Origin of the sequence: Streptomyces sp. ATCC 21386, from assembly GCF_018728545.1 — a bacterium.
Taxonomy (GTDB): domain Bacteria; phylum Actinomycetota; class Actinomycetes; order Streptomycetales; family Streptomycetaceae; genus Streptomyces.
In genome coordinates this window covers 2,085,754-2,099,549 of record NZ_JAAVVL010000001.1, presented here as the reverse complement: position 1 = coordinate 2,099,549, position 13,796 = coordinate 2,085,754, and the positions used below count along the sequence as shown (strand labels likewise).

Here is a 13,796-nt window from a genome sequence, read left to right as displayed (position 1 = left end):
GCCTCACCCGGCGACAGCTGTGCGTGGATCGAGTGAGGATCAGCCGTGCCCCTGCCCTTCCTGACCGCCGACCGCGCCTTCGACCAGGCGGTGGACGAGGCGCTGCCGTTCGAGGACCGTGACCGCTGGCGGCGTCCCTACCGGCCCGGCCCGTGGCGGGTCGGCGCGGCCGCGCTCCTGCTGCTGCTCGCCTCGTACGTGCTGGTCGCGGCGGTCATCATCGCGGCGGCCGAGACACCCGAGGCGGGCGCCATCTGCTTCGGGGGTGCGCTGCTCATCATCATCTGCGCCCTGAGGCTGCTGCGGGTCGGCATCTGGGTGAGCGCGCGCGGGGTGCGGCAGGTGAGCTTCTTCCGCACGCGTACGGCCTCCTGGGAGGCGAGCATCTCGGTGCGTACCGTGCAGCAGCCGGTGCGCTGGCTCGGGCTCCCGCGGTCCGTGCAGGGGCAGGCGCTGCTCCTCGTCCGCAGGGACCGGGTGCAGGAGTACGTGACGCCGTTGATGACCACGCACAACGCCGACTTCCTGGCGCGTACGGAGGCCTTCGACCGGGCGGCCGACACGATCGAGGCGTGGGCCGCGGAGTACGGACGCGCCGCGTAGTCGAGCGCCCGAGGGCCGCAGACAGCGAGGAGGGGCCGGTCCGCGGGTGCGGACCGGCCCCTCCTCGCTGTCTCCTCGGGACGGCGGGTCAGGCGGTCGGCGCCGGCCTGCCGTCGTGCAGGGCGATGGCGCGCTGCATGGCCTTGCGGGCCCTCGGTGTGTCGCGGGCGTCGTGGTAGGCGACGGCGAGACGGAACCAGGTGCGCCAGTCGTCGGGGGCGTCCTCGGTCTCCGCCTTGCGCTGGGCGAAGACCGCGTCGGCCGAGTCGCGGTCGATGCGGCCGCTCGGGGTCCGCCTCAACTCGTCGACGGGCAGGCCCCCTTCGGCGTCGAGCTCGGCGGCGAGCTGGTTGGCCCGGCGGACGAACTGGGTGTTCTTCCACAGGAACCACAGGCCGATCGCCGGCAGGACGAGCACGGCTACGCCGAAGGCGATCGTGACCGGTGTGCCCGTCTCTATGAGCAGGATCCCGCGGCTGCCGACCAGGGCGAAGTAGACGACCAGGACGGCTGCCGTGACGGCGTAGGTGATCTTCGCGCGCATGACGTTCCCGGCCTGTCAGCCCAGATCGAGGAAGTGTTCGAGGCCGAAGGTGAGGCCCGGGGTGGTGACCACGCGGCGGGCGCCGAGCAGGATGCCCGGCATGAAGCTGCTGTGGTGGAGGGAGTCGTGGCGGATGGTGAGGGTCTCGCCCTCGCCGCCGAGGAGGACCTCCTGGTGGGCCAGGAGGCCGCGCAGACGGACGGAGTGGACGGGGATGCCGTCGACGTCCGCGCCGCGCGCGCCGTCCAGAGCCGTCTCCGTGGCGTCCGGCGCCGGGTCCGTGCCTGCCGCGCGGCGTGACTCGGCGATGAGCTGAGCCGTGCGCGTGGCGGTGCCCGAAGGGGCGTCGACCTTCTTCGGGTGGTGCAGTTCGACGACCTCCACCGACTCGAAGTAGGGGGCGGCGATCTGCGCGAACTTCATGTTCAGGACGGCCCCGATGGAGAAGTTGGGCGCGATCAGCACGCCGGTCTCCGGGGACGCGGCCAGCCAGCCGTTCAGCTGCGCGAGGCGCTCGTCGGTCCAGCCCGTCGTACCGACGACCGCGTGGATGCCGTGGCGGACGCAGTAGTCGAGGTTGTCCATGACCGAGGCGGGGGTGGTCAGTTCGACGGCCACCTGGGCGCCGGTCTCCGCCAGCGTCTCCAGCTTGTCGCCCCGGCTCAGGGCGGCGACCAGCTCCATGTCCTCGGCGGCCTCGACGGCCCGTACGGCCTCGGAGCCGATACGGCCCCGGGCACCGAGGACCGCCACGCGCAGCTTGCTCATTGCTTGGTTCCTTAACTGGGGTTGTCGGGCGACGACGTCAGGCGTCAGGCGACGGCTTCGTGCAGACGGGACGCCTGTTTGTCCTTGAGCGGGCCGATTACCGACAGGGAGGGGCGTCGACCCAGGATCTCGCGGGCCACGGCGCGGATCTCGTCCGGGGTCACCATGGCTATCCGGGTCAGCATCTCGTCGACGGACATCTGCTCGCCCCAGCACAGCTCGCTCTTGCCGATGCGGTTCATGATCGCGCCGGTGTCCTCGAGGCCGAGGACCGTGGAGCCACGGAGCTGGCCGATGGCGCGCGCGATCTCGTCGTCGGGCAGCCCGTGCTCGGCGACCTGGTCGAGTTCGTCGCGACAGATCTTGAGCACGTCGTGGACCTGGGACGGGCGGCAGCCGGCGTAGACGCCGAAGAGTCCGCAGTCGGCGAAGCCGGAGGTGTACGAGTACACGCTGTAGGCGAGGCCGCGCTTCTCCCGGACCTCCTGGAAGAGGCGGGAGGACATACCGCCGCCGAGTGCCGTGTTGAGGACGCCGAGGGCCCAGCGGCGATCGTCGGTACGGGAGAGGCCGGGCATGCCGAGGACGACGTGCGCCTGCTCGGTCTTCCGCCCGATCAGCTCGACTCGACCGGCCGTGCGCAGGCCCCGGGTGCCCTCGCGCGGGGTGATCGGGACGGCGTCGACGCGGGTGAGGGCGCCGGCGCTCTCGAAGGCGGCGCGGACCTGGCGTACGACCTTGTTGTGGTCGATGTTGCCGGCGCAGGCGACCACGAGGTGGGTGGGGTCGTAGTGCTTCTTGTAGAAGCGGCGGATGCGGTCGGCGCTGAGGGCGTTGACCGTGTCGACCGTGCCGAGGACCGGGCGCCCGAGAGGAGTGTCGCCGAACATCGTGTGCGCGAAGAGGTCGTGCACGCAGTCGCCCGGGTCGTCCTCGGTCATCGCGATCTCCTCGAGGATGGCGCCGCGTTCGACGTCGACGTCCTCCTCACGGATGAGCGAACCGGTGAGCATGTCGCAGACCGTGTCGATGGCCAGCGGCAGGTCGGAGTCGAGCACACGCGCGTAGTAGCAGGTGTACTCCTTCGCCGTGAACGCGTTCATCTCGCCGCCGACCGCGTCGATCGCGGACGATATGTCGAGCGCGCTGCGGCGGGCGGTGCCCTTGAAGAGCAGGTGCTCCAGGTAGTGCGTGGCGCCGTTGAGCGCGGGCGTCTCGTCACGGGAGCCGACGTGCGCCCAGATGCCGAAGGTCGCCGACCGCACGGACGGCAGGGTCTCGGTGACGATGCGCAGGCCGCCCGGGAGGGTGGTCTTGCGGACCGTGCCGATGCCGTCTCTGCCCTTGATCAGGGTTTGGGTACGGGCGACGGCCCGCGCCTCCGTGGAGGTGCGGGCCGTCGCCTTGGAGCTACGGGACGTCACTTGTCGCCGTCGTCCTTCGTGTCCTCAGAGCCTTCCTCGCCCTCGATCACGGGGATGAGGGAGAGCTTGCCGCGGGAGTCGATCTCGGCGATCTCGACCTGGACCTTCTGGCCCACGCCGACGACGTCCTCGACGTTCTCCACGCGCTTGCCGCCGGCGAGCTTGCGGATCTGCGAGATGTGCAGCAGACCGTCCTTGCCCGGGAGCAGCGACACGAACGCGCCGAAGGTCGTCGTCTTCACGACGGTGCCCAGGTAGCGCTCGCCGACCTCCGGCATGGTCGGGTTGGCGATGCCGTTGATCGTGGCGCGGGCGGCCTCGGCGGCCGGGCCGTCGGCGGCACCGATGTAGATGGTGCCGTCGTCCTCGATCGTGATCTCGGCGCCGGTGTCCTCCTGGATCTGGTTGATCATCTTGCCCTTGGGGCCGATGACCTCACCGATCTTGTCCACGGGGATCTTGACGGTGATGATCCGCGGGGCGTTGGGGGACATCTCGTCCGGGGTGTCGATCGCTTCCATCATCACGTCGAGGATGTGGAGGCGGGCGTCACGGGCCTGCTTGAGGGCGGCGGCCAGGACGGAGGCCGGGATGCCGTCCAGCTTGGTGTCGAGCTGGAGGGCGGTGACGAACTCCTTGGTGCCGGCGACCTTGAAGTCCATGTCGCCGAAGGCGTCCTCCGCACCGAGGATGTCGGTGAGGGTGACGTAGTGCGTCTCGCCCTCGATCTCCTGGGAGATCAGGCCCATGGCGATACCGGCGACGGGGGCCTTCAGGGGCACACCGGCGTTCAGCAGCGACATGGTGGAGGCGCAGACCGAGCCCATGGACGTCGAGCCGTTGGAGCTCAGCGCCTCGGAGACCTGGCGGATCGCGTAGGGGAACTCCTCGCGCGTCGGCAGGACCGGGACGAGGGCGCGCTCGGCGAGAGCGCCGTGGCCGATCTCGCGGCGCTTGGGGGAGCCGACGCGGCCCGTCTCGCCGGTGGAGTACGGCGGGAAGTTGTAGTTGTGCATGTAGCGCTTGCGTGTCACCGGCGACAGCGTGTCCAGCTGCTGCTCCATGCGGAGCATGTTGAGGGTGGTGACGCCCAGGATCTGGGTCTCGCCACGCTCGAACACGGCGGAACCGTGAACGCGCGGGATGGCCTCGACCTCGGCGGCGAGCGTACGGATGTCCGTCACGCCACGGCCGTCGATGCGCTTCTTCTCCTTGATGACGCGCTCACGGACCAGGGTCTTGGTCAGCGAGCGGTACGCGGCGGAGATCTCCTTCTCGCGGCCCTCGAACTGCGGGAGCAGCTTCTCGGCGGCGAGCGCCTTGACGCGGTCCAGCTCGGACTCGCGCTCCTGCTTGCCGGCGATGGTGAGGGCCTGGGCGAGCTCGTCCCGGACGGCGGCCGTGAGGGCCTCCAGGACGTCGTCCTGGTAGTCGAGGAAGATCGGGAACTCGCCGGTGGGCTTGGCGGCCTTCGACGCGAGGTCGGCCTGGGCCTTGCAGAGGACCTTGATGAAGGGCTTCGCGGCGTCCAGACCGGCGGCGACGACCTCCTCGGTCGGCGCCTCGGCGCCGCCCTTGACGAGCTGGATGGTCTTCTCGGTGGCCTCGGCCTCGACCATCATGATCGCGACGTCGCCGTCCTCCAGGGTGCGGCCCGCGACGACCATGTCGAAGACGGCGTCCTCGAGCTCGGAGTGCGTCGGGAAGGCCACCCACTGGCCGTTGATCAGCGCGACGCGGACGCCGCCGATCGGGCCGGAGAAGGGCAGACCGGCCAGCTGCGTGGACGCGGAGGCGGCGTTGATCGCCACGACGTCGTACAGGTGGTCGGGGTTGAGCGCCATGATCGTGGCGACGACCTGGATCTCGTTGCGCAGGCCCTTCTTGAAGGACGGGCGCAGCGGGCGGTCGATGAGGCGGCAGGTGAGGATGGCGTCCTCGGAGGGACGGCCCTCGCGGCGGAAGAAGCTGCCGGGGATCTTGCCGGCGGCGTACATCCGCTCCTCGACGTCCACCGTGAGGGGGAAGAAGTCGAGCTGGTCCTTGGGGTTCTTGGAGGCGGTGGTGGCCGACAGCACCATGGTGTCGTCGTCCAGGTACGCCACGGCGGAGCCGGCGGCCTGCTTGGCCAGGCGGCCCGTCTCGAAGCGGATGGTGCGGGTGCCGAAGGAACCGTTGTCGATGACGGCCTCGGCGTAGTGGGTCTCGTTCTCCACTAGTGATTTCTCCTCGTCTTCGTCCCGGATCCCGCCCGTGTGGCAGGGGGACGGTGGCGGAGAAGCGCGCCGTCTGGTGCGGGCCGGTCTTCGATCGAAGCCCTCGGGGTTCGCAATTCCCCGGGGGCCACTACCGAGGACCGGCGGCGGCGAGGTGCGCTTCTCCTCGTTCGGTGTGCGTGCGGTCGCCCGTGCCCGGGCGTCCTCACACTGTGTCGTGTCTCTTGCGTTGTGCTACCACACTACAAAGGGGTGGTGACACTCCGCACGTTTCCGCCCGTACGTCCCGCGTACGGCGGGCCGCGCGCCCCCTCCGGGCGAGGTCGCGCCGGGGATCCGGCGCGTGCCGTGGAGGGCGTACGACAAGTCGGCGAGTACCGCGGATACAGCGAGTACCGCGAATACAGCAAAAGGAGCGGTCCCCATTTCCCGGGAACCGCTCCCCTGCACGGCGTCTTACTTGGCGCCCGCCGCACCGCGGCGGATGCCGAGGCGGTCGACCAGCGTACGGAAGCGCTGGATGTCCTTCTTGGCGAGGTACTGCAGCAGACGGCGGCGCTGACCGACCAGGATCAGCAGACCACGGCGGGAGTGGTGGTCGTGCTTGTGGGTCTTGAGGTGCTCGGTCAGGTCCGAGATCCGGCGGGAGAGCATCGCGACCTGGACCTCGGGGGAGCCGGTGTCGCCCTCCTTGGTACCGAACTCGCTGATGATCTGCTTCTTCGTAGCGGCGTCGAGCGACACGCGATACTCCTCATGAGTCTCATTGATGCCACCGAGTGCCCCTGGTCTTCGTCTCAGGGGGGCTTACGTGACTCTGGTGACGGGGTCCGTCGGCGCTTCCGCCGGGTCCATGGGAACCGGGGTGCGTACACAGACGGCCGTCAGTCAGCGTACCAGTACGGCAGGACCGGGCCGGCCGGGGGACGTCGAGGCGGGTCGGTGACACAGCGGACACACCTCGTTACGGTCGTCCTTCCCTAAACCTCTGAGCAGCCGGAACGTTCGCAAGTAGGGTGACCGCACAGTGCGTTGGCGCGGAGGAAGGATCGGAGCCGTCATGGCCGAGGCCGAGGACACGGAACTCAAGGCACGCAAGGAGCGGGAGAAGGACGAGCTCTACGCGCTCGACATCTCGGGTGTCGAGTGGCACTGCGCACCGGGCACGGAGGAACACGAGGAGCGGGTGGAGATCGCGTACCTCCCGGAGGGGGCGGTGGCGATGCGGTCGTCTCTCGATCCCGACACTGTGCTCCGCTATACGGAGGCGGAGTGGACGGCCTTCGTACTGGGCGCCCGGGACGGTGAGTTCGACCTGGAGCCGACTTCGCGCAACGGGGGCCCGGACACGTAGGACGAGTGTGGGCGGATGGGGCAGGAACCAGCTTCCGGCTGCCTGCCCCACTGGCTTGCACTGCCGGGCACCTACGGCTGTGCTCTCCGTATCGGCCCGGGGCTTGAGAGCTACTCGCCCTGGGGAAGCTACCTGGTCATGGACCGTGCCCGTGCGTACACGTCGAAGACTGCCAGAGCCAACGGGATGAGCGTGAGCAGTACGAAGCCCTCGGCGATCTCCAGGAAGCGTCCCCAGAACGGGGTCACGCCACGCTGCGGGGTGATCAGACCGATCGCGGTGACGAGGACGACGGCTGTGGCGATCGCCGCAGCGAGCCAGACGCTACGGATGTCGAGGGCAGTCGTATCGCCGAGGACGGCGTCGCGCACGTAGTCCTGCGGCGGGTTCAGGGCGAGCCCGAGTCCGAGGAAGACCAGGGCCGTGAGGCCCGCCGCCAGGGCAGCGCTCACCTGCGCGGTGTAGCGGAAGAGGTGGGCGCGCATCAGCATCGCCACACCTGTGGACAGAGCCAGAAGCTCCGCCCACACATTGCCGGAGAAGGCCAGGACGATCGACGCGCCCACGGAGACGAGCGCACAGCCGCCGACGAGACCGACGAGAAGCTCGTGGCCGCGGCGGGCCTGTGCCGCGACGCGCTCGACGTCGATGGGATCCAGCGCGTCCGACTCACCCTCGTCGTAGCCGCCCCAAGACGGATTGGGCGGTTCGAAACCGATCGGCAATCGCGCGAAACGCATGGACAGGCCGGGCAGGAAGGCGAGCGCGACAACGGAGAGCGGGGCACAGATGGCGGCCGTCTCGATGGGCCGCAGCTTCGTGAGGATGGCGATGAAGGTGGTGATCAGACCGATCGCGGTGGCGAAGACGAAGGCCACGAAGGGACCGTCGCCTCCCGGCGACAACAAGGTGAGTACCACGGCGGCGAGCAGGACGGCCGTGCAGGCGAGCAGAAACTGCAGCCGCCCGATGCCCTGTCCCCCGGAGAGAGGAAGGAGTCCGGAAGCAGCCACAGCGAGGTTCGGGAAGGAGCCCAGGCCGAGAGCGATCGCTGAGCCGCGATCGCCGTACACCCGTGCACGCACGCAGGCGATGGTGAGCAACAGCAGTCCGAAAACGCCGGCGATGACGCCCTGCAGGCCGTGCATGTCGTGACGGATCTCGGAGCTCCAGGCCACGAACGCCAGGAGCACGGGCAGGACTCCGCCCGCGATGAGACCGGCGGTTCGTGTGAGTTCGCCGTTCCAGAGGGTGCGGTCACGGGTGACGGCAGCGGCCACCGCCTCGGATACGTCGTCGAGGACGGCCGGCGGCAGCGACGCTGCGAACGGCCGCAGGCTGAGCAGCTCTCCGTCGAGGATGCGCTGCGCCGCGAACGACCGCGCTCCGTCGAGGACTGTGCCGTCACGGCGTACGAGGTGATAGCCGACAGGAGCACCTTCGTCGGGGCTCTGCTGGGAAAGCCTCAGGATCTCCGGATACAGGTCGGCGACCGGTACGTCGTCGGGCAGCGCCACGTCGATGCGGCTGTCGGGTGCCACGATGGTGACCCGGCAGAAACCCAGGCCCGTGCCTGCTCCGGAAGGGACTCCGATGCCCCGTCCGCCGGTCGCGCCGACCGGCGCGGAGGCCGTCAAGCTCACCTGCTGTTCCCCCTCGTCGGTGATCGGGCGGTCCGTGCAGTGCCGCTGCCTACCCGTCCGCCCGCAAAGATCCTGTGCACGTTGCGCCGCGCCGCCCGCGTAACCGGGCAACGATGTCGTCACGCCCGGGAAGTGCGGGGCGGCGCTTGGTTTCCGAGCGTCGCGGATTGCCCGGTTTTCCCGGAACGATTCGCAACTGCTCACACACCTCACGGGCACCCTACCGCCCGCCGGTATCGGTGGTTGTCAGTAGGATCACCGTTCGCGATCGACGTCCGCCGGACACGGGGCGGCGGACGAAACATCTCGGTCCGGCAAGGGAATTGGTGCGTAGTGAGCCACATCGTCGTCAAGCGCCCACCGCGGGCGCTGCCGAAGGAAGTGCCCACGGACGAGGTCGTGCTGCAGCCTCCGCCGGAGCTTCCGCGTGGGCAGCAGGAGGGTGCGCTCATGCAACTGCTGCCCATGCTCGGCATGGGCGGTTCCGTGGTGTTCTTCTTCAACCCGCAGGCCCAGCCCTTCATGAAGATCATGGGCATGGTGATGGTGGCCTCCACGATCGCCATGGGCGTCGCGATGCTGGTCCGCTACCGCCGCGGCAACCAGGGCCAACTGGCGGACATCCGACGGGACTACCTGCGTTACCTGTCGCAGACCCGGCGCCAGGCCATGGACACCGCCCAGGCCCAGCGCGACGCCCAGTACTACCTGCACCCTTCGCCGGAGCAACTGTGGGCCCTGGTCGCCGAGGGCAGCCGAGTGTGGGAACGGCGCACCGGTGACGAGGACTTCGGGCAGGTGCGCGTAGGCCTCGGCCCGCAGGGTCTGGCCACTCCCCTGATCGCACCGCAGACCGCTCCGGTCGACGAGTTGGAGCCGCTGACCGCCGGGGCCATGCAGCGATTCCTGGCCACGCACAGCACGCTCGAGGGCCTGCCGATGGCGGTCTCGCTACGCGCCTTCTACCACGTGACGATCAGTGGCGAACCCGGCACCGTGCGCGGCACCGCCCGAGCGGTCACGGCCTGTCTCGCGGCGCTGCACTCATCCGAGGACCTGGTCATCGCGATCGCCACCGGGCGGGAGGCGGCGCCCGCGTGGGAATGGGCGAAGTGGCTGCCCCACACGCAGGCGCGGGGCGTCACGGACGGCGCGGGCAGCATGCGACTGATCACCACCGATCCGATGGAACTGGAGGACCGGCTGACCGACGTCCTCCAGGGCCGCCCGCGTTTCCACCCCGCCGCTCCGCCGGTCTCCGAGCAACCGCACCTGGTCGTCCTGCTCGACGGTGTCTCACTGCCGCCCGCTTCTTTGCTGGCCAGTCCTGAAGGTCTGCAGAGCGTGACGGTCGTCGAGATCGTCCCCGGTGACCTCAGCTCCGGGCGCGGCGACCTCTCGATCATCGTGCAGCCCAAGGAACTGCGTCTGGAGTCGGCGCACGGCCTGGTCTACGAGGGCACACCGGACGTCCTGTCGTACGAGGCCGCCGAAGCTCTCGCCCGACAACTGGCGCCGCTGCGCATGGCGTCGGGTGGCGATGACGGCGAACCGCTGCTGGCCAACTTGGATTTCACGGAACTGCTGAACCTGGGCGACGCGGCTTCGGTCGACCCACGGCGCACCTGGCGCCCGCGTTCGCAGTCGGAGCGGCTGCGCGTGCCGATCGGCCTCGGCGAGGACGGCAGGCCCGTGATGCTCGACCTCAAGGAGGCCGCGCAGGAGGGCATGGGTCCCCACGGCCTCTGCGTCGGCGCGACCGGTTCCGGAAAGTCGGAGCTGCTGCGCACGCTGGTCCTGGGCCTGGCCGTGACCCACTCCTCCGAAACGCTGAACTTCGTCCTGGCGGACTTCAAGGGTGGTGCGACCTTCGCCGGCATGGCGCAGATGCCCCACGTGGCGGCCGTGATCACCAACCTCGCCGACGACCTGACCCTCGTCGACCGCATGGGCGACTCCATCCGCGGTGAGCTGAACCGTCGCCAGGAGCTGCTGCGCGATGCCGGCAACTACGCCAACATCCACGACTACGAGAAGGCACGCGCCGCCGGCGCCCCGCTGCAGCCCATTCCGTCGCTGGTCCTGGTGATCGACGAGTTCAGCGAACTGCTGACCGCGAAGCCGGACTTCATCGAGATGTTCGTGCAGATAGGCCGTATCGGCCGATCTCTGGGTGTGCACCTGCTCCTCGCCTCGCAGCGTCTGGAGGAAGGCCGTCTGAGAGGGCTGGAGACCTACCTGTCGTACCGGATCGGTCTGCGGACGTTCTCGGCGGCCGAGTCCCGAGCCGCGATCGGCGTCCCCGACGCGTACGAGCTGCCGAACGTGCCGGGCTCCGGCATCCTGAAGTTCGGTACGGAGGAGATGGTGCGCTTCAAGGCGGCGTACGTCTCCGGTGTGTACCGCACGGGTTCCCAGCAGGCCGTCGTGCCCGGCGGACCGCTCCCGGTCGACCGTCGACCCGTGCTGTTCACCGCGGCCGATGTCCCTGTGCGGTACGCGCCGGTACCGCAGCAGCGTCAGGAAGAGCCCGACGCGCAGCAGGACGACGCGCTCGCCGACACCGTGCTGGACGTGATCGTCCGGCGCCTGGAGGCCCAGGGGCCGGCCGCCCACCAGGTGTGGCTTCCCCCACTGGACAGTCCACCATCGCTCGACTCGTTGCTCCCGGGGCTGGCCCCGGTGCCCGGCCGGGGCATGACACAGCCCGGTTACGAGGGTGCCGGTCGGCTCGTCGTCCCGGTCGGCCTCGTCGACAAGCCGTACGAGCAGCGGCGCGAACCTCTCTGGACCGACTTCGGCGGCGCGGCCGGCCACATGCAGGTCCTCGGCGGCCCGCAGTCCGGCAAGTCGACACTGCTGCGCTCGATCATCGCGTCGTTCGCCCTCACCCACACCCCTCACGAAGTGCAGTTCTACGGACTCGACTTCGGTGGCGGCGGTCTGTCGGCCGTGGCCGACCTGCCGCATGTGGGAGGGGTTGCCTCACGACTGGACCCCGAGAAGGTCCGGCGTACGGTGGCCGAGGTGTACGGCGTCCTGACCCGCCGTGAGGAGTACTTCCGCACCGCGAACATCTCGTCGATCGCCGAGTTCCGTGCGCGCCGTGCCCGGGGGGACATCTCCGTGACCGACCAGCCCTGGGGCGACGTCTTCCTCGCCATCGACGGCTGGGGCAATTTCCGTAGCGACTACGAGGCATTGGATCCGGTGATCCTGGACATCGCGGCGCGCGGCCTCGGTTACGGCATCCACCTGATCCTCACCGCCTCGCGCTCCATGGAGGTCCGTTCGAACCTCAAGGATCAGCTGATGAACCGCTTGGAGTTGCGGCTCGGCGACCCCATGGACTCCGAGTTCGACCGCAAGGTGGCAGCGAACGTGCCCACAGGTGTTCCTGGACGCGGTCAGACACCGCAGAAGCAACACTTCATGGCGGCGGTCCCGCGTATCGACGGCCTGTCCTCCGACACGGACTTGGCGGAGGCGACGGCGGCCCTCGCCTCCGAGGTCGGCCGCCACTGGCAACAGCCTGGCGCTCCCGAAGTCCGCTTGCTGCCACGGGAGTTCCCGGCATCTCAACTGCCCCCGGGCCACCGCTTCCCGAACCGCGGTATCTCCTTCGCCCTCGACGAGGACAGCCTCGAGCCGGTGTTCGTCGACTTCGACCAAGACCCGTTCTTCCTCATCTTCGGCGAGAGCGAGTCCGGTAAGTCGAATCTGCTGAAACTGCTCATCAAGCGGCTCACCGAGCGCTACGACAGCGACTACTGCAAGCTGTTCGTGGTCGACAACCGCCGCTCGTTGCTGGGTGTCACCCCTCCTTCCCATCTGGCGGAGTACATCCCCATGTCGAACCAGATGCAGCACCATATGGACGCCCTGGCCGACCTCATGCAACGCCGCACCCCCACAGCGGACGTCACCCAGGAGCAGCTGCGCAACCGCAGCTGGTGGCGGGGCCCCACGGTGTTCGTGATCGTCGACGACTACGACCTGGTGTCCACGTCGAGCGGCAACCCGCTCTCGGGACTCACGGACATGCTTCCGTTCGCCCGTGACGTCGGCGTCCGCTTCATCATCGCCCGCTCCACCGCGGGCGCCGGCCGCGCAGGCTACGAGGCCTTCACACAGCGCATCAAGGAACTCGGGGCCCAAGGCGTCGTCCTCGCGGGCGACCCGGGCGAGGGCGACCTGCTGGGCGGTGTACGGCCGCGGCCGATGCCTGCGGGGCGCGGTGTGTTCGTGTCCCGGAAGCGGGGGAAGCCGTTGGTGCAGGTCGGGTTGGTCGGGGGCGGGGATGGCTGACGGCCTGCGGACAGTGCGCCCATACCCGGGCAGCGCGGAGCCCGCGCACATGCCACTCCTGCGGTCCGACGGGCCCTGAGCAACGACGGGGTGGGCGCCTCCCGCGCGCGCCCACCCCGGTAGTGCTTCATGAACTCGTGCTACTGAAGGTAGCTGGCTCCCTTTTTGTCGCCCTCCATGTAGGTACCGCCAGCCGTGGCCACGACGTGACCGATACCGGTGAGCGCCGTGTGGATGTCGGCGGCCTCCTTGTCCCAACGTTCCAGCTTCACCTTGAACGTGTCCTGGGCCTCACCCTCCCAGTACTGCACGCTGTTCTCGACGAGCCTCTTCAACTCCCGCAGATCCGTCTCGAGGTCCCTCGCCTCGTTGGCAATCTTGGTCGCCGTGATGTCGAGCGCGTCATAAGTGACGGAAAGCCCGTCCATGTTTTTACCCATGCCTACCTACCTCGTCTCGCTGCTGCGTGCTGATGAAGCCGATGCCCGGCCGTGGTCCTGAACTCGGCTCAGTTCAGTAGGAACTCAAGGGAGACACCGTAGGCGCACCGTCCTGGAGGTCAATCCTGTTGACCGCCGCGCGCACCTCGTCTTCCTTGCTGTCGATGATGTTGCGCGTCGAGGTCATCGCGTCGATGACCTCGGCGAGGATGTTGCCCATGCTCTGCAGCGACTGGTTGATCTCGAACTGCTTCTTGTCGAAGGCGGCGCGGCCGATTCCGTCCCACTGACCGGTCTCCAGGCTGTCGATGATTCCCTGAAGCCTGTGCACACGCGATCTGACGTTCTCGTACTTCTCGGACATCTGCTTCTGCAGCAGAATTACGGCATCATTTTCGAGCTTCTGCTTCTGCGAACCGGCCATGGTCAGCCGTCCTTCCTGTGTCTTTTTCGCGATCCAACTGGCTGGGTTTGAGCCGAACAGCACAGGGCGCTT

11 protein-coding genes are annotated in these 13,796 nt (G+C 68.8%); 3 read left to right on the top strand and 8 right to left on the bottom strand.

Annotated elements, in window-relative coordinates; translation table 11 throughout:
* Positions 1–45: 45 nt before the first annotated feature.
* A complete protein-coding gene (locus GWK25_RS09165; protein WP_215449293.1) occupies positions 46–603 on the top strand; it encodes a hypothetical protein in 558 nt (185 codons plus the stop codon).
* An 88-nt stretch (positions 604–691) separates the two neighbouring features.
* Here the strand turns inward: GWK25_RS09165 and GWK25_RS09160 are convergent, their stop codons facing one another.
* The 5 genes from GWK25_RS09160 to rpsO all read right to left on the bottom strand — a co-directional run bounded on the left by GWK25_RS09160 (position 692) and on the right by rpsO (position 6,299).
* Entirely contained in the window at positions 692–1,147 is a 456-nt protein-coding gene (locus GWK25_RS09160; protein WP_215449292.1) for a hypothetical protein, read from the bottom strand.
* 15 nt (positions 1,148–1,162) lie between these two features.
* Positions 1,163–1,915, bottom strand: a complete 753-nt coding sequence (dapB, locus tag GWK25_RS09155) for a 4-hydroxy-tetrahydrodipicolinate reductase (RefSeq protein WP_215449291.1) — start codon at positions 1,913–1,915, stop codon at positions 1,163–1,165.
* 44 nt (positions 1,916–1,959) lie between these two features.
* Positions 1,960–3,339, bottom strand: a complete 1,380-nt coding sequence (locus tag GWK25_RS09150) for a pitrilysin family protein (protein ID WP_215449290.1) — start codon at positions 3,337–3,339, stop codon at positions 1,960–1,962.
* Positions 3,336–5,555: a polyribonucleotide nucleotidyltransferase gene (locus GWK25_RS09145; RefSeq protein WP_215449289.1), complete on the bottom strand. Its 2,220-nt coding sequence runs from the start codon at positions 5,553–5,555 to the stop codon at positions 3,336–3,338. The genes GWK25_RS09150 and GWK25_RS09145 overlap by 4 nt, the downstream gene beginning before the upstream one ends.
* 456 nt (positions 5,556–6,011) lie before the next feature.
* The gene (gene rpsO, locus GWK25_RS09140; protein WP_033529274.1) at positions 6,012–6,299 is read right to left on the bottom strand and encodes a 30S ribosomal protein S15; all 288 of its coding nucleotides are present in this window, start codon (positions 6,297–6,299) and stop codon (positions 6,012–6,014) included.
* A gap of 316 nt (positions 6,300–6,615) precedes the next feature.
* Here rpsO and GWK25_RS09135 point away from each other — a divergent pair, with 316 nt between their 5' ends.
* A complete protein-coding gene (locus GWK25_RS09135; RefSeq protein ID WP_215449288.1) occupies positions 6,616–6,909 on the top strand; it encodes a DUF397 domain-containing protein in 294 nt (97 codons plus the stop codon).
* Positions 6,910–7,037: 128 nt separating this feature from the next.
* Here the strand turns inward: GWK25_RS09135 and eccD are convergent, their stop codons facing one another.
* Positions 7,038–8,552 (bottom strand): type VII secretion integral membrane protein EccD, encoded by a 1,515-nt coding sequence (gene eccD / locus GWK25_RS09130; RefSeq protein ID WP_374200602.1) that lies wholly within the window; start codon positions 8,550–8,552, stop codon positions 7,038–7,040.
* A 333-nt stretch (positions 8,553–8,885) separates the two neighbouring features.
* On the opposite strand from eccD, the gene eccCa reads away from it, so the two are divergent.
* Entirely contained in the window at positions 8,886–12,860 is a 3,975-nt protein-coding gene (eccCa, locus tag GWK25_RS09125; RefSeq protein ID WP_215449287.1) for a type VII secretion protein EccCa, read from the top strand.
* A 140-nt stretch (positions 12,861–13,000) separates the two neighbouring features.
* On the opposite strand, the gene GWK25_RS09120 is transcribed toward eccCa, so the two are convergent.
* The gene (locus GWK25_RS09120) at positions 13,001–13,300 is read right to left on the bottom strand and encodes a WXG100 family type VII secretion target (protein ID WP_215449286.1); all 300 of its coding nucleotides are present in this window, start codon (positions 13,298–13,300) and stop codon (positions 13,001–13,003) included.
* 73 nt (positions 13,301–13,373) lie between these two features.
* Entirely contained in the window at positions 13,374–13,724 is a 351-nt protein-coding gene (locus tag GWK25_RS09115; RefSeq protein ID WP_215449285.1) for a WXG100 family type VII secretion target, read from the bottom strand.
* Between the last annotated feature and the right edge of the window lie 72 nt (positions 13,725–13,796).